Annotated in this window: 21 protein-coding genes; 13 read left to right on the top strand and 8 right to left on the bottom strand. The window is 65.5% G+C overall.

The genetic code is table 11. The features are described 5' to 3' along the window. Positions 1–180: 180 nt before the first annotated feature. Both rpsT and ACKAE7_RS03835 read right to left on the bottom strand, forming a co-directional pair. The gene (rpsT, locus tag ACKAE7_RS03840) at positions 181–441 is read right to left on the bottom strand and encodes a 30S ribosomal protein S20 (RefSeq protein ID WP_011692086.1); all 261 of its coding nucleotides are present in this window, start codon (positions 439–441) and stop codon (positions 181–183) included. Positions 442–610: 169 nt separating this feature from the next. Next, the gene (locus ACKAE7_RS03835; protein WP_408978543.1) at positions 611–1,171 is read right to left on the bottom strand and encodes a type II toxin-antitoxin system PemK/MazF family toxin; all 561 of its coding nucleotides are present in this window, start codon (positions 1,169–1,171) and stop codon (positions 611–613) included. A 178-nt stretch (positions 1,172–1,349) separates the two neighbouring features. On the opposite strand from ACKAE7_RS03835, the gene lepA reads away from it, so the two are divergent. Together lepA and hemW are read left to right on the top strand one after the other, a co-directional pair. Next, on the top strand, positions 1,350–3,203 hold the full coding sequence (lepA, locus tag ACKAE7_RS03830) for a translation elongation factor 4 (RefSeq protein ID WP_174174358.1): 1,854 nt from the start codon (positions 1,350–1,352) through the stop codon (positions 3,201–3,203). A 36-nt stretch (positions 3,204–3,239) separates the two neighbouring features. Next, positions 3,240–4,469, top strand: a complete 1,230-nt coding sequence (hemW, locus tag ACKAE7_RS03825) for a radical SAM family heme chaperone HemW (protein ID WP_408978542.1) — start codon at positions 3,240–3,242, stop codon at positions 4,467–4,469. A 141-nt stretch (positions 4,470–4,610) separates the two neighbouring features. Here hemW and ACKAE7_RS03820 read toward each other — a convergent pair whose 3' ends face one another. Then, a complete protein-coding gene (locus ACKAE7_RS03820) occupies positions 4,611–5,030 on the bottom strand; it encodes a DUF4870 domain-containing protein (RefSeq protein ID WP_188729608.1) in 420 nt (139 codons plus the stop codon). 154 nt (positions 5,031–5,184) lie between these two features. Further along, complete coding sequence (locus ACKAE7_RS03815; RefSeq protein WP_190612522.1) at positions 5,185–6,030, bottom strand: DUF3097 domain-containing protein; 846 nt, start codon at positions 6,028–6,030, stop codon at positions 5,185–5,187. Positions 6,031–6,205: 175 nt separating this feature from the next. On the opposite strand from ACKAE7_RS03815, the gene hrcA reads away from it, so the two are divergent. The 3 genes from hrcA (at position 6,206) to ACKAE7_RS03800 (ending at position 9,210) form a co-directional block, all read left to right on the top strand. Continuing rightward, positions 6,206–7,219, top strand: a complete 1,014-nt coding sequence (gene hrcA / locus ACKAE7_RS03810) for a heat-inducible transcriptional repressor HrcA (RefSeq protein ID WP_188729612.1) — start codon at positions 6,206–6,208, stop codon at positions 7,217–7,219. Between the two features lie 81 nt (positions 7,220–7,300). Continuing rightward, positions 7,301–8,428, top strand: a complete 1,128-nt coding sequence (dnaJ, locus tag ACKAE7_RS03805) for a molecular chaperone DnaJ (protein WP_174174366.1) — start codon at positions 7,301–7,303, stop codon at positions 8,426–8,428. Between the two features lie 2 nt (positions 8,429–8,430). Next, positions 8,431–9,210, top strand: a complete 780-nt coding sequence (locus tag ACKAE7_RS03800; protein ID WP_188808867.1) for a 16S rRNA (uracil(1498)-N(3))-methyltransferase — start codon at positions 8,431–8,433, stop codon at positions 9,208–9,210. Between the two features lie 26 nt (positions 9,211–9,236). On the opposite strand, the gene ACKAE7_RS03795 is transcribed toward ACKAE7_RS03800, so the two are convergent. After that, entirely contained in the window at positions 9,237–10,106 is an 870-nt protein-coding gene (locus tag ACKAE7_RS03795; protein WP_408978541.1) for a GerMN domain-containing protein, read from the bottom strand. A gap of 448 nt (positions 10,107–10,554) precedes the next feature. Between ACKAE7_RS03795 and ACKAE7_RS03790 the strand changes: the two genes are divergently transcribed. The 5 genes from ACKAE7_RS03790 (at position 10,555) to ACKAE7_RS03770 (ending at position 16,052) form a co-directional block, all read left to right on the top strand. Further along, positions 10,555–11,643 carry a PhoH family protein gene (locus ACKAE7_RS03790; protein ID WP_190612530.1) on the top strand — a complete coding sequence of 363 codons (1,089 nt, stop codon included), beginning with the start codon at positions 10,555–10,557 and terminating at the stop codon, positions 11,641–11,643. Then, on the top strand, positions 11,640–12,113 hold the full coding sequence (gene ybeY / locus ACKAE7_RS03785) for an rRNA maturation RNase YbeY (RefSeq protein ID WP_174174373.1): 474 nt from the start codon (positions 11,640–11,642) through the stop codon (positions 12,111–12,113). The genes ACKAE7_RS03790 and ybeY overlap by 4 nt, the downstream gene beginning before the upstream one ends. Next, complete coding sequence (locus ACKAE7_RS03780) at positions 12,110–13,441, top strand: hemolysin family protein (protein ID WP_408978540.1); 1,332 nt, start codon at positions 12,110–12,112, stop codon at positions 13,439–13,441. Before ybeY ends, ACKAE7_RS03780 begins: the two co-directional genes overlap by 4 nt. After that, positions 13,425–14,384: a GTPase Era gene (era, locus tag ACKAE7_RS03775; RefSeq protein WP_188808872.1), complete on the top strand. Its 960-nt coding sequence runs from the start codon at positions 13,425–13,427 to the stop codon at positions 14,382–14,384. Before ACKAE7_RS03780 ends, era begins: the two co-directional genes overlap by 17 nt. 216 nt (positions 14,385–14,600) lie before the next feature. After that, positions 14,601–16,052, top strand: coding sequence for an LCP family protein (locus ACKAE7_RS03770; RefSeq protein ID WP_191034546.1), 1,452 nt, complete (start codon positions 14,601–14,603; stop codon positions 16,050–16,052). 87 nt (positions 16,053–16,139) lie between these two features. On the opposite strand, the gene ACKAE7_RS03765 is transcribed toward ACKAE7_RS03770, so the two are convergent. After that, positions 16,140–18,092, bottom strand: a complete 1,953-nt coding sequence (locus ACKAE7_RS03765) for a M13 family metallopeptidase (RefSeq protein WP_408978539.1) — start codon at positions 18,090–18,092, stop codon at positions 16,140–16,142. Between the two features lie 250 nt (positions 18,093–18,342). On the opposite strand from ACKAE7_RS03765, the gene leuA reads away from it, so the two are divergent. The 3 genes from leuA to ACKAE7_RS03750 all read left to right on the top strand — a co-directional run bounded on the left by leuA (position 18,343) and on the right by ACKAE7_RS03750 (position 21,816). Beyond that, positions 18,343–20,082 carry a 2-isopropylmalate synthase gene (gene leuA, locus ACKAE7_RS03760; protein ID WP_408978538.1) on the top strand — a complete coding sequence of 580 codons (1,740 nt, stop codon included), beginning with the start codon at positions 18,343–18,345 and terminating at the stop codon, positions 20,080–20,082. A gap of 88 nt (positions 20,083–20,170) precedes the next feature. Next, a complete protein-coding gene (recO, locus tag ACKAE7_RS03755) occupies positions 20,171–20,923 on the top strand; it encodes a DNA repair protein RecO (RefSeq protein WP_408978537.1) in 753 nt (250 codons plus the stop codon). Between the two features lie 2 nt (positions 20,924–20,925). Next, positions 20,926–21,816, top strand: coding sequence for an isoprenyl transferase (locus tag ACKAE7_RS03750; protein WP_408978536.1), 891 nt, complete (start codon positions 20,926–20,928; stop codon positions 21,814–21,816). Here ACKAE7_RS03750 and ACKAE7_RS03745 read toward each other — a convergent pair. Together ACKAE7_RS03745 and ACKAE7_RS03740 are read right to left on the bottom strand one after the other, a co-directional pair. Beyond that, positions 21,786–22,835: an alpha/beta hydrolase gene (locus ACKAE7_RS03745; protein ID WP_408978535.1), complete on the bottom strand. Its 1,050-nt coding sequence runs from the start codon at positions 22,833–22,835 to the stop codon at positions 21,786–21,788. The two genes, ACKAE7_RS03750 and ACKAE7_RS03745, sit on opposite strands and share 31 nt — an antisense overlap. Further along, the gene (locus ACKAE7_RS03740) at positions 22,832–23,833 is read right to left on the bottom strand and encodes an alpha/beta hydrolase (protein WP_408978534.1); all 1,002 of its coding nucleotides are present in this window, start codon (positions 23,831–23,833) and stop codon (positions 22,832–22,834) included. Before ACKAE7_RS03740 ends, ACKAE7_RS03745 begins: the two co-directional genes overlap by 4 nt. Positions 23,834–23,858 lie beyond the last annotated feature (25 nt).

Here is a 23,858-nt window from a genome sequence, read left to right as displayed (position 1 = left end):
CCTGCGGGATCCTCGCTGGGTGCCCGTCCGCGAAGGTCCCCAGCTTGTGCCCGCACCGGAACCCGGACTGCCCTGGTCCGCGCAGAAGCCCAGGCTTCAGGCGTAGGGCCGGGCTTAAAGATGTGTGGCCGGTACCCGAGGGTACCGGCCACAACCATCAGTTCAAACGAACTGGAAACCTTACAGTGCGTTGACCTTCTTGGAGATCGCCGACTTGCGGTTTGCTGCGTTGTTCTTGTGCAGAACACCCTTGCTAACAGCCTTGTCCAGCTTGCGGCTGGCAGCAACCAGGGCAGCAGCAGCTGCATCCTTGTCCGTGGACTCAACGGCAGTGTTGACGGCGCGGATGGCCGTCTTCAGCTCGGACTTGACTGCGTTGTTGCGCAGGCGTGCCTTCTCGTTGGTGAGGATGCGCTTCTTCTGGGACTTGATATTCGCCACGTGTGAACTCTCTTTTTAATGCGGAAATGGTCTAGAGGGCTTTCAGGTTGGCCATTGACTGAGCGGCGTGGGGATACCTATGGCGGCCAACCATCAGTGGCCGTCGACCTGCACGGACACACAGCTATAAAGAATAGCAGGTCAGCGGCAACTCTTGCCATTTCAGGGGTTACGCCCAGCCGTGTCGCCGGCGCAGGGAGGAGGCCACGTGATCGAACCGGTTGCGGTCCAGTACGGCGCCCTCCCGCCGGATGCCGTCCGGGCGGAGCTGGATGACGCGGTCCAGCCGGGCCTCGCTGGGTCGGCCCTGCCGGTCCCAGCCGCCAACTCCGATGTCCACGTAATCCGCGGATGCTGCAGAATCGGGAACACGGTCCCTGCTGGTCAGCATCAGTCCGAGCAGGTACCCGCCGCTGCGGCCCACGAGCAGAACCGGCCGGTCCTTCCCGCGGCTGTGGTCTTCTTCGTACGGCACCCACGCCCACACCACTTCCCCAGGATCCGGTTCGCCATCTGGCTTGGCCGCGTACCTGACGGTGAATTTGCCGTGGAAGTCCCCGGGGTAGGCAGCACCGGCGTTCAACCCGCCCTGGACCTGCCCGTTGCCGGAAGCCGGTCCAGTCCGGCCAGGTGAGGGGCGGTCGGTTGCCCCAGCAACCCTTCGCACCCTTTTGAGTGTTCGCAGGCCTGTCCTGACCGCGTCCTGCAGTGATCGGAGATTGAAAACCATCCAGCCACCCTATAGCTGCCTCCCGCGTGGAGGAACGACGGTGGCAACTCCATTCAGGATGCGGTGTGGCAGGCCCTGACGTGGGACACTTGAGGTTGAAAATATGCGGCCAGTCCGCGGGCCGCCCACGGCGCGCCCAGGCGATGGCCGTGTGAATGCCAAGAGTAAGGACCCCTGCGTGTCTCCCATGGCCCGCACCGCACCGGTGCCCGCCGCGACAGATCCGGCCATTATTCGGAATTTCTGTATCATCGCCCACATTGACCACGGTAAGTCCACCCTGGCCGACCGGATGCTGCAGTTCACCGGCGTGGTCCAGTCCCGTGACATGAAAGCCCAGTACCTGGACCGGATGGACATCGAGCGCGAACGCGGCATCACCATCAAGTCCCAGGCGGTCCGCATGCCGTGGGAACTCGACGGCACCAGCTACGCGCTGAACATGATCGATACGCCCGGACACGTTGACTTCACCTATGAGGTTTCCCGCTCTCTCGCAGCGTGTGAAGGGGCGATCCTCCTGGTGGACGCTGCCCAGGGCATCGAGGCCCAGACCCTCGCCAACCTCTACCTGGCGATGGAAAACAACCTCACGATCATCCCGGTCCTGAACAAGATCGACCTCCCGGCAGCGCAGCCGGAGAAGTACGCGGCCGAGCTGGCCAGCCTGATCGGCGGAGACCCGGAGGACGTCCTGCGCGTTTCGGGCAAGACCGGCATGGGGGTGGAGGCGCTGCTGGACAAGATCGTCCGCGATCTGCCGGCTCCCCAGGGCGACGCCAATGCCCCTGCGCGCGCCATGATCTTCGACTCGGTGTATGACACTTACCGCGGCGTGGTCACCTACGTCCGGGTAGTGGACGGCATGCTGCACCCCCGCGAACGCATCCAGATGATGTCCACCCGGGCCACCCACGAACTCCTCGAGATCGGGGTGAGCTCCCCGGAACCCACACCCTCCAAGGGCCTGGGTGTGGGCGAAGTGGGCTACCTCATCACGGGTGTGAAGGACGTCCGCCTGTCCAAGGTGGGCGACACCGTCACCAACCTTGCCAAGCCTGCCGCTGACTCGCTCCCCGGCTACGCGGATGCCAAGCCCATGGTCTTCTCCGGCCTGTATCCGCTGGACGGCACGGACTACCCGGTGCTGCGCGATGCGCTGGAGAAGCTGATGCTCAACGACGCCGCCCTGGTCTACGAGCCCGAAACGTCCGCAGCCCTGGGCTTCGGGTTCCGCGTTGGCTTCCTGGGCCTGCTCCACCTTGAAATCACGCGCGAGCGGCTGGAACGCGAGTACAACCTGGACCTGATTTCCACCGCTCCCAACGTGGAATACGAGGTCACGCTGGAGGACAAGAAGGTGGTCCACGTGACCAACCCCAGCGAATACCCCTCCGGCAAGATCTCCGAGGTCCGCGAGCCCATGGTGGCCGCCACCATCCTGGCGCCGAATGAATTCGTCGGAGCCATCATGGAGCTCTGCCAGAGCCGCCGCGGCGTGATGGGCGGCATGGACTACCTGTCCGAGGACCGGGTTGAAATCCGGTACCGCCTGCCGCTGGCCGAGATCGTGTTCGACTTCTTCGACATCCTGAAGTCCAAGACCCGCGGCTACGGTTCCCTGGACTGGAAGGCCGACGGCGACCAGGTGGCCGACCTTGTCAAGGTGGACATTATGCTCCAGGGCGAACAGGTGGATGCCTTCTCCGCCATCACCCACCGGGACAAGGCCTACGCGTACGGCGTCATGATGACCACCAAACTGCGTGAGCTCATTCCCCGCCAGCAGTTCGAGGTGCCCATCCAGGCGGCCATCGGCTCCAGGATCATCGCGCGGGAAAGCATCCGCGCCATCCGCAAGGACGTCCTGGCCAAGTGCTACGGCGGTGACATCTCCCGTAAGCGCAAACTGCTGGAAAAGCAGAAGGAAGGCAAAAAGCGCATGAAGATGGTGGGCCGCGTCGAGGTTCCCCAGGAAGCCTTCATCGCCGCGCTCACCACCGACGAATCCAAGGACAAGGCCAGGAAGTAGTGGTTACAGCGGCCGGCACCGCAGGAGGACCCTGCAGTGCCTAGCGTTCTTCCCCTTGGCGACCCGGCGCCGCCGGACGGTCTGCTGCCTCCCCAGGCAGCCGATGGTGCGGCGGACCGGGCCTTCGGGCTCTATGTCCACATCCCGTTCTGCGCCGTCCGCTGCGGGTACTGCGATTTCAACACCTATACCGCCACGGAGCTCGGCGGCGGCGCCTCCCAGGACGCCTATGCCGCCACCGCGGCCTCGGAAGTGTCCCTGGCGGCCAGCGTCCTCACGGAATCAGGCCTTCCCGCGCGGCCGCTCAGCACGGTGTTCTTCGGGGGCGGCACGCCAACCCTGCTCCCAGCGGAGGACCTGGCCCTGATCCTGGGGCGCGCCATCGACCAGTGGGGGATCGAGGCGGGTGCCGAGGTCACCACGGAGGCGAACCCGGACTCCGTCACCCCGGAGTCCCTTGCCATCCTGAAGGATGCGGGCTTCACCCGGATTTCGTTCGGCATGCAGTCCGCCGTACCCCACGTCCTCAAGGTCCTGGACCGGACCCACACGCCCAGCCGCGTGCCGCAGGTGGTGCAGTGGGCCCGGGACGCCGGACTGGCCGTCAGCCTCGACCTCATCTACGGCACGCCGGGGGAGTCCCTGGACGATTGGCGGTACTCCCTCGAGACAGCGCTGTCCTACCAGCCGGACCACATCAGCGCCTACGCGCTGATCATCGAGGACGGGACCAAGCTCGCCGCCCAGATCCGCCGTGGTGAAGTGCCGGGGATCGACGACGACGACCACGCCGACAAGTACGAGCTCGCCGATGAACTGATCAGCAAGGCAGGCCTGGGCTGGTACGAGGTCAGCAACTGGGCCCGCACGCCCGGACAGGCCTGCCGCCACAACCTCGCCTACTGGCGGGGCGACGACTGGTGGGGGATCGGACCGGGGGCGCACTCTCATGTGGGCGGTGTCCGCTGGTGGAACGTCAAACACCCCACTGCCTACGCCGGACGCCTGGCACAGGGAGTGTCACCGGCAGCAGGGAGGGAAACCCTGGATGTGGAAACCCGGAATATGGAGCGGGTGATGCTCGAGGTCCGCCTCCACTCGGGCCTCGAGATTGCCTCGCTCGGCGCCGCAGGACGGCACGAGGTCGCCGGGCTGATCGCGGAAGAACTGGTGGACCCTGCCGCCGCTTTTGCGGGCCGGCTGGTCCTCACGCTGAAGGGCAGGCTGCTGGCTGACGCAGTGGTCCGCAGGGTCCTGCCGGACTAGCAGGTGCGAGTGCTGGGAGCCTGTGGTGGGCCCACGCAGGCGAGGGCCCCGGCACGAGCTTGCGGGTGCTGGGCGCCGGCGGTGGGCCCACGCAGGCGAGGGCCCCGGCACGAGCTTGCGAGTGCTGGGAGCCTGCGGGGACTACTTAATCCAGCGAAGGTTGTACTGGTAGCGGTGCGGCTGTCCCTTGTTGACATGGATGCCGGCTGCCACGGAGAAGCAGGTCAGGGCAATCCAGATGAGGGTGGCAATCACGGCAAAGATGTTGCCGACCACCGGAACGAACACCAGGATGTTCGCCACCACAGCGGCGATGGTGGGCGGCAGGCTGAAGTTCAGCGCTTCCTTGGACTCCTGCGCGGTGAAAGGGCCCCGGTCCCGGAAGATCAGGTAGATCAGCAGGGCCGGAACGCAGCCCAGGATTCCGCCGAAGTGGGCCATGGTGGCCCACTGCCGGTCTTCGCTGGCTGTCAGGGGCAGCGCATTCGCCGGAACGCCATGGTATTCCGAACGGCCCTGGCCGCCCTGGGTGTCCCTGTGATCGCGTGCGTTTTCTGCCACAGTCTGTTCCTTCTAAAAGTGCAATGGTGCTGGCTAAGAATGCATATCGGTTGTGCCGGGCTGCGAATATCGCAGGTTCCGCAGTACCAAGAATACTGGCTGGAGGCGCGGAAGCTGCCCTGGGGCTCACAGGCACAGAGGCACGGGGTGCCTGTCAGGGCACTGTCAGGAAGTCAATGACTTCCTCCACCCTCCCCAGCAGGGAGGCTTCCAGGTCCGCGTAGGTGCGGACCGCACCCAGCAGCTTCTGCCACCCGAGCCCGATGTCTTCCTTGGTGGCATGGGGCCAGCCGAACGCGGCGAGGATGCCGGTTTTCCAGTCCTGCCCGCGCGGCACCACGGGCCATTTTTCGATGCCCAAGACGGCCGGGCGGATCGCCTGCCAGACGTCCACATAGGGGTGGCCTACGATCAGCACGTTCCCGGCCGCCCCCGGGGAGGCCATGACGGCGTCCGCAATGCGGGATTCCTTGGAGTCGGGCACCAGATGGTCCACCAAAACTCCCAGGCGCCGGCCCGGTCCGGGCCTGAACTCGGCCACCGCCGCGGCAAGGTCGTCGATGCCGTGGAGGGGTTCGACGACGATGCCTTCCACCCGCAGGTCGTCTCCCCAGACCTTTTCCACCAGTTCGGCGTCGTGCTTTCCCTCCACCCAGATCCGACTGGCCTTGGCGACCTGCGCACGCTGGCCGGCCACCCGGACCGAACCTGATGCTGTCCTCCCTGTGGCGGCGGGGGCTTGCCGCGGCACCGGGGGAAGGAGCTTAATGGCCTGGCCTTCGAGGAGGAAGCCGAAGCCCAGGCGGAAAGACCTTGATTTGCCCCGCCTGTCTTCAAGAGCCACCACATGCATGCCCCCGGATTTCTCCACGCGGGTCACGGCGCCCACCCAGCCGGACTGGACATCCTCCAGTACCATTCCCCGTTCAACAGGAACTTCAGGCAGTTGAGCCTTTGACGGAGCGGACATGTCCTGGGGGCCCCAGTTCTGGTACTGCATGGTTCACTCCGCCTAGCGCTCGATCACAGGTCCGGAATTTCGCCCGGAGCGGTACCAATGCTAGCAACGGGGAGAGGCATAATAGACTGTTAGCACTTGGGCATGTCGAGTGCTAAACGATGGGTAGCGCAGCGCGGGCGGCGCGGTCGCCCCAAACCCTGGATGGAGGTGGAGTGTGAGCGAGCCACGCAAACTTGAAGTACTCCGTGCCATCGTGGAGGACTACGTCCATTCCCGCGAACCTGTGGGGTCCAAAGCACTGGTGGAGCGCCATCATCTCGGTGTGTCCAGCGCTACCATCAGGAATGACATGGCGGCCCTGGAGGAAGAGGGCCTGATCACGGCTCCGCACACCAGCGCCGGGCGGATCCCCACGGACAAGGGATACCGCCTCTTCGTGGACCAGATCTCAGCCGTCAAGCCGCTCTCCCCGGCGGAACGCCGCGCCATCCAGTCCCTCCTGGAAGGATCGGATGACCTGGACGATGTCCTGGACCGAACCGTCCGGTTATTGTCCCAGCTGACCAACCAGGTTGCCGTGGTCCAGTACCCGCACTTAAGCAGGGCCCTGGTTCGGCATATTGAATTCGTCCTCCTCGCTCCGCGGAAGGTGCTGGTGGTGTTGATCGCCAACAGCGGCAAGGTGGAGCAGCGCGTTATCGACGTCGGCCAGGACCTGGGGGACGACGCCCTGGCAGGCCTCAGGGCCCGGTTCCTCGGATCGCTGGCCGGAACTCCGCTGAGCCAGCTCGCCCAGTCCCTGCCCGCCGTGGTGGCCACAGCCGCCCCGGGGCAAAGGCAGGCCGCCCAGGCCCTCGCTATTGGCTTGGAAGCCCTGGCGCAGAGCAGCCGCGAGGAACGCATGGTCATGGCGGGCACCGCCAACCTGGCGAGGTCCAACGTGGACTTCCCGCTCAGCATCGGCCCGGTGCTGGAAGCCCTTGAGGAGCAGGTGGTCATGCTCAGACTGCTGAGCGAAATGGCTCAGGACCACCGCGGGATGGCTGTCAGCATCGGCCGCGAGATTCCCTACGACGGACTTGCCGAGGCATCTGTTGTGGCCACCGGCTATGGCCCGGACAGTGCAGCAAAGATCGGCATCCTGGGACCAACACGGATGGACTACCCCACCACCATGGCCGCCGTCAGGGCTGTTGCCCGCTACCTTTCCCGGATTTTGGGCCCCTGAGGTCCAGCCCGGGCCACCGGATACCCACAGCATTTCCAGCAGTCCAACTGCAGGCAGTACAACAAGGAAGAGATACGAACTTTGAGCAGCCACTACGACGTCCTTGGAGTCTCACCGGAGGCCACGGGAGAAGAGATCAAGAAGGCCTACCGCAAGCTGGCACGCACCCTGCACCCGGACGTCAACCCGGGTGAGGACGCGTCGGACCGCTTCAAGGCCGTGACCCACGCCTACGAAGTCCTGTCGGATCCGCAGAAACGCCGGGTCTACGACACCACGGGCAATGAAAACGGGACGGACAACGGCTTCGGCGGCGGCGGATACGCCGGCCAGGGATTCGCCTTCCAGGACATTTTCGACACCTTCTTTGGTGCCGGAGGTTCCACCGGACCGGCCTCCCGCGTGCGGCGCGGGCAGGACGCCCTCATCAGCGTCCGGATCGAACTCCGCGACGCTGTGTTCGGTGTGAACAAGAAGCTCGACGTGGACACCGCCGTCACGTGCCCAACCTGCGAGGGTTCCTGCTGCCAGCCCGGCAGCCATCCTGAACGCTGCGACATCTGCGGCGGCAGCGGCCAGGTCCAGCGCGCCGTCCGTTCCATCCTGGGACAGGTCATGACCGCAGCGCCGTGCGGAACCTGCGAGGGCTTCGGCACGGTCATCAAGGATCCGTGCAACGAGTGCAGCGGCCAGGGGCGCATCCGGAGCCGCCGTTCGCTGACCATCAAGGTCCCCGCCGGCGTAGCCACCGGAACGCGGATCCAGCTTTCCGGCCAGGGCGAGGCAGGCCCGGCAGGCGGACCTTCCGGTGACCTGTATGTTGAGATCCGGGTGAACAACGACGCCACTTATGTGCGCGACAACGACGATCTCCACGCCACGTTGCACATCCCGATGACGGCGGCTGCCCTGGGCACCGAAGTGAGCCTGGAAACGTTCGACGGGCCACAGGAAATCGACGTCAAGCCCGGGACCCAGTCCGGTGAGATCATCACTCTTCGTGGACTAGGAGTGACCCACCTGCGCGGTTACGGCCGCGGCGACCTCAAGGTCCACCTCCAGGTGGAGACGCCCGCCAAGCTTGATGCTGCCCAGGAAGAGCTCCTGCGGCAGCTGGCCAAGATGCGCGGTGAGCAGATCACCGAGGGCAAGCTTGCAGCCAGCGGCGGCATGTTCGCCAAGCTCCGGGACAGGCTCGGTAACCTGTAGCAGTGAGCAACCCTGTCTTTTTCACTCCGCCCGGGTCCCTTGACCACATGACGGCGGGGCTGGCCTTTGTCCTCGAAGGGACCGAGGCGCGGCACGCCGTCACCGTCAAGCGCCTCGCCCCGGGTGAGCCCGTCGACATCGTTGACGGCGCCGGGACGCGGATGAGCGGACGGGTGCTTGCGGCGTCACCCGCAGGCCTCGAAGTGGAGTGCGCCTCCGTTGCTGTTGAGGAGCGGCCGGCCACGAGGCTGGTGCTGGTGCAGGCCCTGGCCAAGGGCGACAGGGATGAACTCGCCATTGAAACGGCCACTGAACTCGGGATCGACGCCGTTATACCCTGGCAGTCCGAACGGTCCATCGTGCGGTGGAAGGGCGACCGCGCCGCGAAGGCCCACGCGAAGTGGCAGTCGGTGGTGACGGCGGCAGCCAAGCAGGCGCGCCGCGCGTGGGTCCCCGAGGTGCGGCCCGCCGTCGACACTGCCGCGCTGGCCGCCCTCGTGGAGGCCGCGGGGCTGGCGGTCATCCTCCATGAGGACGCCGTGCGCCCCCTGCGCACCGTACTGGAATCCCGGCGGGAAGCGGACGGAACGGAACCGCGCGAGGTGCTGCTGATCGTTGGACCGGAAGGCGGCATCAGCCCCAGGGAAGTCACCAGGCTCTGCGGAAAGGGCGCCGTCACCGCCCTGCTGGGGCACCATGTCCTGCGCTCATCAACCGCCGGACCGGCCGCCGTCGTGCTTGCCAGCGATGTCCTGGGCCGCTGGACCGCACCCTCGCCCTGAATGACGCGGCCTGGCTCAACTGGTAACTACCGGACGTTGAAGGCCCGCGAGTCCTCATTCTGGTCCGGCTGATCGCCGGTACCGGCCTGGGCCACCTTCAACTCGTAGTCTCCGGCAGGCAGCGTGAGGGCAAGCGTAAACAGTCCTGCCTGGCCCGGCTCGGCGGCTGCCGTCGTTTCCCCAGTCAGGAACGGGACCTTGGTGCCGTCCTCCTCCGCCCGCAGGATCTGCCAGCGGAGCTTGCCCCCGGGAAGGGTGCTGCGGCCGGTGATCTTGACGCTCCCGGCGGCAGCCTCAGTGTTCTCCTGTGGATCAATGATCCAGACAGGCGCCACCATGCCGGCGGCCCTCGTCATGAGGTCACCCAGCTGGATATGGCCGAAAGCAACGTAGTCCGTGTGCCCGTCCACCAGGATCCGCACGCGGATCTGCTGCCCGGAATCGATAAGCCCTGAACTGGCCGCAGCGGCGGTGGCCGTGTACACAAGCTGCTGGACAGCGCGGCCGGCCATGTCGGCGTCGAGGTTGCTGTTGAAGGCGTCTTCGGACACATCCACTGTGATGACGTCCTTGCCGGAGATGGACGTGGCCAGCTTGCCGGGATTCTGCCAGGGGGTGAAGAAATCCGGGTCCAGGGGCTTGTCCGACATCATGGCCCGCAGGGCCCGAGTCACAGGGTTCTCCTGTTCAGGCACATCCCTGAATTCCCGGTAAAGGAAGATGCTGCTGTTGCTCCGGCCGATCCAGTAGACCGGCGCTTTGTTGGACGACTGCGTGGTTTCGAGCGGCGCGCTCGTGGAAGGCGCCGTGCCGGCGGCGGCAGGGCCGGAGCCCAGGACGGTGGTGGGCGAGGGATCGGGCTCGGCCAGGCAGCCCGTCAGGAGCGGAGCCGCCATCAGAACCACTGCAAGGACGCCAGGGCGCACAATGCCGCCACGTCGTCCTGCCCTGCGGGGCGCAGCAGATTCCGGCACGTTTGTTGCCTGTCCTTTCATGAATGGCGGGCCGCTCCCCAGGCGGCGGATCCAGCAGTGGCTGGATTTCCAGCATGGCACAGGGCCCAGAGCGGAAAGGCCGGATACGGGCCTCCGGGCGGAACTGCAACGGGAACGATATGAGGCCGATATGAAGTTGATACCTAATGGCGGAACCGGCGGCGTTGCCGCGTGTTTCCCGAGCCGTCCCGGCCCTTCCCCTTTCAGAGGTTGACGCTGTCCTGGCGTAAGATGGGGGAATCGCTGGTCAAGGCGCAACCGGTCCATCGTCCAAGTGCACTGTCGCCGGCCGCCAGCAGCGGGAATTGTCCGGTACTTTGAGGGGATCACGGGCCTGCGGGCCATCACTATGACTGAATCAGCGAATGGCAAGCGCCGGCTCAACGCGGGAGAAGGCGCTGCGGGGGAATTTCCCCATTCCCTCCCCGGCAGCCGTACCGAGGTAGTCCTTTTCGACAACTCCGACCAGATGGTGCAGTCCCTCGGCAGCCACGATGAAGCACTGCGGTACATCGAGGAACAGTTTCCGGCCGTCAACTTCCACGTCCGCGGCAACGAGCTCTCCATCACTGGGCCTGCCAGCGACGTACCCCGCATCATGCGCCTCCTCCACGAGGTCCGCGGGCTGGTAGCCCGCGGTACGGTGATCAGCCCGGCGGTGCTGCAGCAGCTTGTGGCGCTCTTGCGTACCCAGTCCCTGCAGAACCCCGTGGACGTCCTGACCCACGACATCCTGTCCAGCCGCGGAAAAACCATCCGCCCAAAGACGCTGAACCAGAAGACCTACGTTGACTCCATCGACACCAACACGGTGATTTTCGGCATCGGTCCCGCAGGCACAGGCAAGACCTACCTCGCAATGGCAAAGGCCGTCCAGGCACTGCAGCAAAAAGAGGTCAGCCGCATCATCCTGACCCGACCCGCCGTTGAGGCGGGGGAACGGTTGGGCTTCCTGCCCGGGACCCTGAGCGACAAGATCGATCCATACCTGCGCCCGCTTTATGATGCCCTGCACGACATGATGGACCCCGAGTCCATCCCCCGGCTGATGGCGGCAGGCACCATTGAAGTGGCGCCCCTGGCCTACATGCGCGGCCGGACGCTCAATGACGCCTTCATCATCCTTGACGAGGCGCAGAACACCACACCGGAGCAGATGAAGATGTTCCTGACCCGGCTTGGCTTCGGATCCAAGATGGTGGTTACTGGTGACGTCACCCAGGTTGACCTGCCGTTCGGCACCCGCTCCGGACTCCGCATCGTGGAGGAAATCCTCCAGGGCATCGAGGGCGTCAGCTTCTCGGTCCTGGACGCGGCCGACGTCGTCCGGCACAGGCTGGTAGGCGACATCGTCAACGCCTACAGCATCTGGGATGAAACCCAGCGCAGCAGGGTCAAACATTCGGCGGGCGCCGCCAAGCGGGGGGAACACGCGTGAGCATCGAGGTCAACAATGAATCCGGCGTCCAGGTGGACGAAGCGGAAATCGTGGCATTGTCCCGCTACATCTTTGAGCAGCTGTATATCCACCCGCAGGCCGAACTGTCCGTCCTGCTGGTGGACGAGCCCGCAATGGAGAAGCTTCACATAGAGCTGATGGACGAGCCCGGTTCCACGGATGTCCTCTCCGTTCCCATGGACGAACTGACCCCCGGAACGCCGGACCGTCCCACCCCCCAGGGCATGCTCGGTGACATTGCCATCTGCCCGCAGGTTGCCAGGGTGCAGGCCAAGAACGCCGGCCACTCACTGCAGGACGAGATGCTCCTGCTGACCACGCACGGGATCCTGCACCTGCTGGGGTACGACCATGCAGAACCTGAAGAGAAGGCCGAGATGTTCGGGCTTCAGCGTGAACTGCTGTCCGGCTTCACCGGCAAAGAAGCGCCCGCCGAGACCACCCAGTGACGCCTCTGCTCCTTGTCGCAATGGCCTTGGCTTTCCTGGCTGTTGCGGCCGTATTGACTGCGGCCGAAGCCGCCTTCAACTTCATTCCGCGGCATGACGCGGAAGACGCCTTGCTGAAGAGCCGCGGGACCGCCCTGCGGCAGATCCTCTCCCACCCGGTGGCGCACATCAGGGCGCTGCGTTTCTGGCGGATCTGGTTCGAGATGGCGTCCGCCGTTGCGGTCGCCGTACTGCTCTACAGCCTGCTGGACAACGTGTGGCTGGCAGGCCTTGCCGCAACCGGCATCATGGCGTTGCTGGGCTTTGTCATCGTGGGTGTTTCCCCGCGCCAGCTGGGCAGGCTCCACTCGGCGGCCGTTGTCCGCTCCACTGCTCCGATGATCCGCTTCCTGACCTGGGTCCTGGGGCCGATCCCAGGCTGGCTGGTGACGCTTGGCAGCACGGCTGCACCCGGCGCCCCCGGCGGGGACGAGGCGTTCTTCAGCGAGCAGGAATTCCGTGAACTGGTGGAACGCGCCAGCGAGTCCGACATGATCGAGGACACTGAAGCGGAAATGATCCAGTCCGTCTTCGACTTCGGTGACACGCTGGTCCGCGCCGTGATGGTGCCCCGAACGGACATCCTCACCATCGAAGCGGGATCCAGCCTGCGCCAGGCGATGTCCCTTTTCCTCCGCTCCGGCTACTCCAGGATTCCGGTCATCGGCGAAAGCACGGACCAGATTCTTGGCATCATCTACCTGAAGGACGTTGCCGCCGTCATCCACGAGCTGGCACCCCACGAGGAGCCGCCGCTGGTGGAGTCGCTCGCCCGGGAAGTCCGGTATGTGCCAGAATCGAAGCCCGTCAGCGACCTTCTCCGGGAGCTCCAGAAGGAGTCCACGCACGTTGCAATCGTGATCGACGAGTACGGCGGAACTGCCGGACTTGTCACGCTGGAAGACCTCATCGAGGAAATCGTGGGTGAAATCGTGGACGAGTACGACACCGAAAGCGCCGAGGCCGTGGAGCTCGGCGACGGATCGTACCGGGTCAGCGCCCGCATGGGCATCGATGACCTGGGCGAGCTCTTCGACATCGAACTGGATGATGACGAAGTGGACACCGTTGGCGGCCTGCTCGCAAAAGCGCTGGGCCGCGTACCCATTGTGGGAAGCACAGTGGATGTGCAGGGCGTGTCCCTGCGGGCCGACCGGCTGGAAGGCCGCCGCAACCGCGTCAGCCTTATCATTGCGGCGCGGGTGGCAAAAGAAGACACTGACCTTGAGGACCTCTTCCAAGAGGCGGAAGCAACCCAGCAGGGAGTTTCACGTGAGCAAGAAAAATAAGCCCGAAAAGCACGACGATTTCGGCGGTTTCCGCGCAGGGTTCTCGGTCCTGGTGGGCCGGCCCAACGCGGGCAAGTCCACCCTGACCAATGCACTGGTGGGCAAAAAGGTGGCCATCACGTCCGCCAAGCCCCAGACCACCCGGCACACCATCCGCGGCATCGTCCACCGGCAGGACGCTCAGCTGATCCTGGTGGACACGCCGGGGCTTCACCGCCCCCGCACCCTCCTGGGCAAGCGCCTGAACGACCTCGTTGCGGACACACTGGCCGAGGTGGATGCGATTGGGTTCTGCCTCCCCGCCAATGAAAAGATCGGCCCCGGGGACAAGTTCATCGCCGCCCAGCTGGCCGCCGCGGGCCGCAAGCCCGTGATCGCCATCGTCACCAAGGCCGACACCGTGGACCGCCAGGCCCTGACGGAGCAGCTCCTTGCCGTGGCCGCCCTGGGCAGGGAAGTACTGGGGGAGGAGGGCTGGAAGGACATCGTTCCCGTCTCCGCGACCGACGGCTTCCAGGTGGACACCGTCGCTGACGTCCTTATCAGCCACATGCCGCCGTCCCCGCCGCTGTACCCGGACGGAGAACTCACCGACGAGCCGGAAGCTGTGATGGTGGCGGAACTTATCCGGGAAGCGGCCCTCGAAGGCGTCCGGGATGAGCTGCCCCACTCCCTCGCTGTGGTGGTGGAGGAAATCGTTCCCCGCGAGGACCGGCCGGAAGACAGCCCGCTGCTCGACGTGCGGGTCAATCTTTACGTGGAGCGTCCCTCCCAAAAAGCAATCATCATCGGCAAGGGCGGCAGCCGGTTGCGTGAGGTGGGCACCAATGCGCGCAAGGGCATTGAGGCACTCCTGGGTACACGCATCTACCTGGACCTCCATGTGAAGGTGGCGAAGGACTGGCAGCGGGACCCGAAACAGCTGGTGAAGCTCGGCTTCTAAGCCCTTTTCAAGGCGCGGCCGTTGGGCCGCCCGGCATTTTCCCAGCCTGGACCACTAAAATGGGCCGGATTTCGAATTTAGAGGAAGGTTCACCACGTGGGGCTAGGCCGCGACAAGCGCGACGACGGAGCTGAAGTGTCAACCGGGGGACCCGTGTCCCGGCACGCGGGAGATGCCACCCTTGGCGCGGCACGCCACCTTGGGCCCCTGCGTGGCATGCCGGTGTGGCTGAAGGTCGTCACCGCCATCGTTTCCGTTGCCATGATTGGCGGCATTGCATTCGCCGGCTTCTGGTTCCTTCGGCTTCAGAACAACATCTCCAAGGCTCCGCTGAACGCCGGCGGCGGCAACAACGAGCAGGTGAGCGACGCAACCGGACGGATGCAGATCCTGATCCTCGGCTCGGACACCCGTGACGGCGAAAACGCCGAGTACGGCACCGCGGACGATTCCAGGGGCTACGGCAAGTCCGACGTCATGATGATGATGGACATCTCCGAGGACAACAAGCGCGTCAGCGTGATCAGTTTTCCGCGCGACCTGCTGGTGGACCTTCCCGAATGCAAGGATGAGGAAACCAACCAGGTCTACCCTGCCCGCAGCGGCGTGATGATCAACGAGGCCATGGCAGAAGCCGGCATAGGCTGCGCCGTGGACACCGTCAACCAGCTGACCGGCCTGGAAGTGGACCACTTCATGATGGCCGACTTCACGGCCGTGAAGGAATTGTCCAACGCCGTCGGCGGTGTCGAGGTCTGCATCAGTGACGCCGTCTACGATCCTGATTCACGCCTTCGGCTGCCCGCGGGCACGTCGGCGGTCCAGGGGGAAATGGCCCTCGCGTTCCTGCGGACGCGCCACGCATTTGCCGACGGCGGCGATTTGGGCCGGATCAAGGCCCAGCAGGGCTTCCTGTCCTCCCTGACCCGCAAGATCAAGGATGACGGCACGTTGTCCGATCCCGGCAGGATGCTCAAGATCGCCGACGTCGTCACCCAGAACCTGACCGTGGATGAAGGGCTGGCCTCCGTGCCCAGCCTGCTCACCATCGGCAACCGGCTCAAGGACATCGACATCAGCAAGGTGGCCTTCGTGGCCGTGCCCACCACACCTGCGCTGGCCGACCCCAACAGGCTGCAGATCGCCGAGCCCGCCGGTTCCCAGCTGTTCGCAGCCCTTCGGCAGGACGTCGATCTGACTGATCCGACGGCACCTTCCCCGTCCCCCTCGGAAACCTCCGCACCCCCCACGGCAGCCCCCACTGAGACGGCGCCTCCGCTTCAGCCTTACGACAAAGCCGTTCAGCCCGTCACCGTGGCCAACGGCACCGGCCTTCCGGGACGCGCGCAGGAAATCGTGCAGGCCCTGGTCTCGGGCGGCTTCACCCAGGCCGGGCAGTTCGAGGCCACAGCGATGGAGCAGTCGGTAGTTTATTACGGCACAGACTTCGCGGACGTGGCTGCGGACGTCGCCGCCGTGCTCGGCATACCGGCCGCACAGATGCTGCCCGCCCCCAACATCGCGGGTGTCCAGGTCTACCTGGGCACCGACTTCACAACCGGAGTGACGTACGGGGCTCCAGCCGCGCTCCCGGAGAACATCGTCAACCAGACTGCTAAGGATGCGTCCTGCCAGCAGGCCAACCCGGCGCTGATCGTCCAGGGCTAGCCGCCGGCGCAGGAGGAAGTGCCAGGACACAACTGATCAACGAAATAAGCGGGGCCCACCAGATGGTGGGCCCCGCTTCATGTCCGCTTACCAGATGCTGACGCGGTCCTCCGGAGGCATCCACATGCCGTCCTGTTCGGAGACCTCAAAGGCGTCGTGGAAGGCATCCAGGTTTTTCGCAATGGCGTTGGTGCGGAACTCGTTGGGGGAGTGCGGGTCCGTTGCCAGCCGGCGGATGGCCTCCTCGCGTCGGATGACCTGGCGCCAGCCCGCCGCCCAGGAAGCGAAGAAGCGCTGCTCCCCGGTCAGTCCGTCCAGGACCTCAGGTTCCTTCCCATCCAGGCTGATGCGGTACGCCTTGTACGCAATCGCCAGCCCTGCGAGGTCGCCAATGTTCTCACCAAGGGTGAGGCGCCCGTTAACGGTATGTCCAGGGGCTGCGTAGGGTGAAAGCGCATCGTACTGGGCCACCAGCTTCGCGGTGAGCTTTTCGAACGCCTGTCGGTCCTCTTCCGTCCACCAGTTCCGCAGCGCCCCGCCGCCGTCGAACTGGGATCCCTGGTCATCAAAACCATGGCCGATCTCGTGCCCGATGACGGCCCCGATACCGCCGTAGTTGACGGCGTCATCGGCGTCGGCCGTGAAGAACGGGGGCTGCAGGATCGCGGCCGGGAACACAATCTCGTTCATCATGGGGTGGTAGTAGGCGTTGACCGTCTGCGGGGTCATCAGCCACTTGTTGCGGTCCACCGGCTTGCCCACCTCGTCAAGGTGCCGGTCGACGTCGGCGTTGTGCGCCCGCTCAACGTTGCCCAGAAGGTCAGTGGGGTCGATTTCTACGGCGGAGTAGTCGATCCACTGGTCCGGATACCCGATCTTCGCCCGGAAGCCCTCCAGCTTCCGGAGGGCCTCGGCCTTGGTGGCGTCACCCATCCAGCCAACTGCGGTGATGCTCTGGCGGTACGCCTCTGTAAGGTTGGCGACGAGCGCCTGCATCCTGGCCTTGTGGGTCTCGGGGAAGTGCCGGGCCACGTAGATCTGCCCCACAGCTTCGCCCAAAGCCGCTTCGACGACGGCCACGCCGCGCTTCCAGCGGTCCTTGTTCCGGGGCGTGCCGCTGATGGTGGTCCCGTAGAAGGCGAAGCTGGCGTCCACGAACGCCGAGGAAAGGTACGGTGCTGCTGCACTCACCACCCGCATCGCCAGCCATTCCTGCCAGTGGGCCAGCGGTTCGGACGCAAGGAGGGCAGCGGCGCCGTCGAAGAACGGAGGAGTGCTCATGACGATCTCCTGCCGCTTTTCGGCATCTATACCGGCGGCCTCGAACCAGGTGGCCAGCAGCGGGAACAGCGCTGATGCCTCGTCCGCAGTCTTCAGGTTGTAGGTCTTTTGCGGATCCCGAAGGGTGACGTTGTCCCAGTGGTGGGACGCGAGCTTGGTCTCCAGGGCAACCACACGCCCGGCGGCTGCATCCGCATCGGCAACGCCCGCCAAACCGAGCATCGTGTTGACGTGCGCGGCATACGCGGTGACCATCGGGGCGAACTTATCGTCCCGGTAGTAGGACTCGTCGGGCAGGCCGAGGCCGCCCTGCCCGGTGTACAGGACAATCCGGTCGGGGTTGCCCGCATCCGGAGCAGGGTAGATGTAGAAGAGACCGCCAACATCGGCACGGAAGAGCCGGCCTGCCAACGACACGAGGTCCGCCACGGAGGTGGTGGCGAACACCTCTGCAAGACGCTGGCGGATCGGTTCAAGGCCCTTCGCTTCAACAGCGGCTTCGTCCATGAAACTGGTGTAGAGGTCCCCGATTTTCCGTTCAATCCCGCTGGCGTCCCCGCCCTTGGCCGCGGCTTCTTCAATAATGTCGCGGACTGCGATCTCCGAACCGTCCCTGAGGGCGGTGAAGGTGCCCTCGAGCGGCCGGTCATCGGGAATGTCGGTGGCCTTCAGCCATGCGCCGTTGATGTGCTGGTAAAGGTCATCCTGCGGCCGGACCGTGTGATCAATGGTGGACAGGTCGATCCCCGAAATGGGCACTGAAACTCCTTCTTATGGAGAGCGGCGGCAGGAAAAACAGCGCGCGGCGTCTGCATGGTGGACTTTACTGACGGTAGTGCCCTTTCATCTTACGCACCCGTGTTACTCTCAAAAGGTGCGTGCAGAGCTCCTTCTTCTTAGCTGCCGCGGCGAGGCCTCAGCGATCTAGCGCAAGGCCCATCCTCGCTGCGGAGTTTGTGTTGCCCGGCCACCCTTTCAACGTAGAACCACAGAAAAGGCCCCGATAGTAATGCGAAACGCACAGAAGCCCTCAGGAATGCCTGCCCACCGCTACACGCCGTTCCAGGACCAGATCAAGGTTGAACTGCCGGACCGCACCTGGCCGGACAAGGTCATTACCAAGGCCCCCCGCTGGTGCGCGGTGGACCTGCGCGACGGCAACCAGGCACTGATCGATCCGATGAGCCCGGCGCGCAAGATGAAGATGTTCGACCTGCTGGTCCGGATGGGCTACAAGGAGATCGAGGTCGGATTCCCCTCCGCTTCGCAGACGGACTTCGACTTCGTCCGCCAGCTGATCGAGGGCAACCACATCCCGGACGACGTCACCATCCAGGTCCTGACCCAGGCCCGTGAACACCTGATCGAGCGCACGTACGAATCGCTGGTGGGTGCCAAGCAGGCCATCGTCCACCTCTACAACTCCACGTCCGTGCTGCAGCGCCGCGTGGTCTTCAACCAGGATGAGGACGGAATCCTGGACATTGCACTCCAGGGCGCCCGGCTGTGCAAGAAGTACGAGGAAACCCTCGCGGACACGCACGTGACCTACGAGTACTCCCCGGAGTCCTTCACCGGGACCGAACTGGAGTACGCAGTGCGGGTATGCAACGCCGTCGCCGATGTTTTCGAGGCCTCCGCGGACCGCCAGGTCATCATCAACCTGCCCGCCACCGTGGAGATGGCAACGCCCAACATCTACGCCGACTCCATCGAGTGGATGAGCCGCCACCTGCACCCGCGCGAAGGCATCATCCTCTCCCTGCACCCCCACAACGACCGAGGAACCGGCGTCGCCGCCGCCGAACTGGGCTACATGGCCGGGGCGGACCGGATAGAAGGCTGCCTGTTCGGCAACGGCGAGCGGACCGGCAACGTTGACCTGGTCACGCTGGGCTTGAACATGTTCGTCCAGGGCATCGACCCCATGATCGACTTTTCCAATATCGACGACGTCCGCCGGACCGTGGAGTACTGCAACCAGCTGCCCGTCCCCGAGCGTTCACCGTACGGCGGCGACCTCGTGTTCACGGCGTTCTCCGGCTCCCACCAGGACGCCATCAAGAAGGGCTTCGAAGCCCTCGAACGGGACGCAGCTGCCGCAGGCAAGGACGTTGCGGACTTCACCTGGCAGGTCCCGTACCTGCCCGTCGACCCCAAGGATCTGGGCCGCAGCTACGAGGCCGTGATCCGGGTCAACTCCCAGTCCGGCAAGGGCGGCGTTGCGTACCTGCTCAAGAACGAGCACAGCCTGGACCTGCCGCGCCGCGCCCAGATCGAATTCTCCGGCGTCATCCAGAAGCGTACGGACACAGTTGGCGGCGAAGTCAGCGGTGCCCAGCTGTGGCAAGTCTTTCAGGACGAGTACCTGCCCTCGGGCAAGACTGACGGCCAGTGGGGCCGCTATGCCCTGGGTGCCGTCAAGACGGAAACGGACGACGACGGCGGCATGACGCTGCACGCCTCCCTCACCATTGACGGGGCGCAGGTCAGCCGTACGGGCACCGGCAACGGTCCCATCGCCGCGCTGCTGGGCATCCTGGGGGAAGACGGAGTGGATGTCCGCGTGCTCGACTACAGCGAACACGCCCTCTCCGAGGGCGGCAGCGCCATGGCAGCCGCCTACGTCGAATGCGCCGTGGGGGAGCGGGTGCTCTGGGGCGTCGGTATCGACGCCAACACCAGCATGTCCTCCCTGAAGGCAGTCATCTCCGCCGTGAACCGCGCCATCCGGGACGCCCAGGCCTGAGCATCGCACTGCCGTGCCGCCGGAAGCTTCCGCCGGCACGGCAGCACGCGGCACGGCTGTGCCGGCAAAGAATGGGAAGATAGAAGGCGTGGCCCAACACTCTTTCGCCTCCCGCGCGTACCGGGACGACGCCGTCGTCCTGCGCACCCACAAGCTGGGCGAGGCAGACCGGATCATCACCCTGCTGACCAAGCACCACGGCCAGGTCCGGGCTGTGGCCAAAGGAGTCCGCCGCACCAGCAGCCGGTTCGGCGCGCGGCTCGAGCCGTTTATGGTGGCGGACCTCCAGCTCGTGTCAGGCAAGACCCTGGACATCGTGACCCAGGCCGTGGCCAAGGGCGCCTACGGCGGGAACATCGCCGCGGACTACGGCCGTTACACGGTGGCGGCCGCCATGACCGAAACAGCTGAGAAGCTGACGGACGTGGACGGCGAGGCCGGGACAGCGCAGTACAACCTTCTGGTGGGCGCGCTGGCGTCCCTCAGCAGGGATGAACATGCTCCCGGACTGATCCTCGATTCCTATCTTTTGCGGGCATTGGCCACCGGCGGCTGGGCGCCCAGCTTCACGGACTGCGCCCGGTGCGGCCTGCCGGGCCCCCACACGGCATTTTCGGCTCCCCTGGGAGGGATGGTCTGCGGCGGATGCCGGCCCCCTGGTTCGCCCGCTCCGGCGCCGGAGACTGTGGTGCTGCTGGCGGCGCTGCTGACCGGTGACTGGACGACGGCGGACGGTTCCCTTCCCGTGCACCGGAAAGAGGCCGCGGGCCTGGTGGCCGCATACCTGCAATGGCACCTCGAACGGGTGCTGAAGTCCCTCAAACATGTGGAGCGTAGCTGACAGTGGCCCTCGGCAAAAAGAACACCTTGTCCCGGAAGCGCACCCACCCGGTGGTTGCCCCGTACCCGCACCCGTCCGGGGCCGTTGCGCCCTCCATCCCGGCTGAGTTCATTCCCCGCCATGTGGCGATTGTGATGGACGGCAATGGCCGCTGGGCCAACCAGCGCGGCCTGCCGAGGATTGAAGGGCACAAGGCCGGGGAGCCTGCGCTGCTGGATGTGATGGCAGGTGCCATCGAGCTGGGCATCGAGTACGTCAGCGTGTATGCCTTTTCCACCGAGAACTGGCGCCGGTCCCCGGAGGAAGTCCGCTTCCTGATGGGATTTAACAAGGATGTGCTGCGCCGGCAACGGAACCAGCTCGACGAATGGGGAGTCCGGGTGCGGTGGTCCGGCCGGCGGCCGCGGTTGTGGGGTTCCGTCATCCGGGAGCTTGAGGAGGCGGAGGAATTCACGGCGGGCAACAGCACCTGCACGTTGACCATGTGTGTTAATTACGGCGGTCGGGCAGAGATCACGGATGCCGTCTCCGCCATCGCTGCCGAGGTGGCCGCCGGCAGGCTCAAACCCGGTGCCATCACAGAGCGGACCATCCAGAAGTACCTCGACGAGCCGGACCTGCCGGACGTGGACCTGTTCCTCCGCAGCTCGGGGGAGCAGCGGCTGTCCAACTTCCTCCTCTGGCAGTCCGCCTACGCCGAGTTCGTCTTTATGGACACCCTGTGGCCCGACGTCGACCGGCGCACGCTCTGGGCCGCAGTGGAGGAGTACGCGCAGCGGGACCGCCGCTACGGCGGGGCCGTGGACGCGGCCGCGCCCGCGGGTTCCCAGGCTCCAGGCTGCGCAGGCGACGCGCCCGCGGGTCAAGCAGGGGGCGCCATTCGGCCGGAGTAAGCCCTGAGCCACGCTGCCAGGTCCCGGCAGGCCTCCTCCCGTACGCCGCGGCGGGAAAGGAAGACGTCGTGGATGGCGCCGGGATAGCGGAAGACTGCCACCCGCCGTCCCAGGCGCAGCGCACGGTGGGCTGTTTCCTCGACGTCGATCACGGCGTCGGCTTCCATCATCTCGGCGGACCACTCGATCTGGATGCGCGTACGGTTCGACAGCAGGACGAGCGCCGGGGCCCGGATGTCCAGTCTGCGCTCCACCGCGGCATGGCCGGCAAGGACCGCTTTGGCCCAGCCGGCCCTGATGGGAAATGATGCCCTGGGACGCCACCGGGGGTCGAAGTGCCATTCGCCGTGGGCCTCTCTGCTGACGCTTTGCCAGTAGCCGGGCATCTCCGGGAGCCACAAGGGACGGCGGGGGTCGGCCCTGGACAGCGGATCCACCAGGTGCATGGCGATGGTGCGGATGATACTGCTGCCCTGCAGTTCCAGCCACGGCGCATTCAGGATCAGGGTGCCCAGTGCCGTGGGGTTCCGGTCAGCCCACAGCGCCGTAATGAGCCCGCCCAATGAGTGGGCCAGAACGTGGACGGTTGGTTCAACCCCCGGCCCCAGGAGTTCGGCGAGGTCTTCCCTGATGGCCGCGAGGGCGGCGGCGAGGTCCTCGTCATAGACCGCCAGGTCATCAGTGAACCCGGGCGTCTGCCAGGGCCGCAGGCTGCGGCCGAACTTGCGCAGGTCCACGGCGTAAAAGGGGAACCCGGCGTCGGTCAGGTACGCCGCAAGCTCCTCCTGGAAGAAATAGTCCGCCCAGCCGTGGACGTACAGCACCGCGTTAACCGCAGGCTGCTGCGCCGCCGTCGGCAGTGGCCCCGGACGCGTGGTGCCGCAACGGACGAGCGTCGCGCAGACGTCGCCCTCGTCATCCGGGGCAAGGGGAAGGACGCGCTGTTCGAAGCGCCGTCCCAGGATGTCGGCGGTCCACAGAACCTCGTCCGTGTCCCTGTCAACCTGTGTGCCGCTCATTCGCTGTCCCAGCTGCCGGATGGGTCCGGTTCACCGTCCCCATAGGCCCGGAGCCAGCGCGCAAGCCTGGCGTAGGCGTCGGCGCGCACGGCGGCGGGGGAGAGGAACACGTCGTGCAGGGCGCCGTCGATCCGCTCCACGGTGACGGTCCGGCCCAGGGCCAGGGCACGGGCAGCAATGATATTGACGTCGAGGACGGCATCCGTCCGCCGCATCTCCTCCGACCAGAAGAGTCCGTTGGCGCTGCCGCTGGAGAGCAGGACAAGGATGGGGACCTCGATTTTGAGTCCCCGCGCCACCCGCGTATGCCCCGCCAGCACGGCACTGAGCCAGCCCGCCCGCACGGGAAAAGCCATCGGGGGACGGTAGCGGTCATCGAGCGTCCATTCTCCGTCGGCCGAGCTGCTGATGGTCCGCCAGTAAAAGCCACGCTCCGGCAGCCGGAGCACGGCTTCGGGCCGGAACCGGGCCACGGGTCCCACCATGCCCGCAGTGGCACGCCGTACCAGTGAACTGCCGTGCATTTCCAGCCAAGGACTGTTGAGGACCAGCCGTGACACCCTGCCGGGATGCCGGTTTGCCCAGAGCACGGCCACCAGCCCTCCTGTCGAATGCCCCATGAGGGTGAGGGACAGGTCTGCCCCGTCCTGGGCGATCAGCCGGCATGCCGTGTCGATTTCGGCGTCATAATCCCCAAGGTCCGACACATAGCCGCCCGGGGTTTCCGGCCGCAGGCTCCGGCCATGGTTGTGCATGTCCAGTGCGTAGAAGTGGTAACCGGCCGCTGACCAGAAGCGGGCAAGATCCACGTTGAAGAAATAGTCGCTCCAGCCATGGAGGAAAAGAACCACCCGGCGGCGTCCGGGGGAGGAAGGCAACGCAGCCACGGCAGGACGGAAGCGGACAAGGGTGGCCGTGCGTTCCACGCCGTCCGGACCCGTGGCCTGGAAGGCGTGCGACTCGAAGCCCTCGCCCAGGATGTCCTGCTGCCACTCCATGGCTTTATGTTAATCCGCTCCCAGT

This window comes from Pseudarthrobacter sp. NKDBFgelt, assembly GCF_046097905.1.
GTDB classification, from domain to species: domain Bacteria; phylum Actinomycetota; class Actinomycetes; order Actinomycetales; family Micrococcaceae; genus Arthrobacter; species Arthrobacter polychromogenes.
This window is presented reverse-complemented; position numbering and strand designations above follow the sequence as displayed.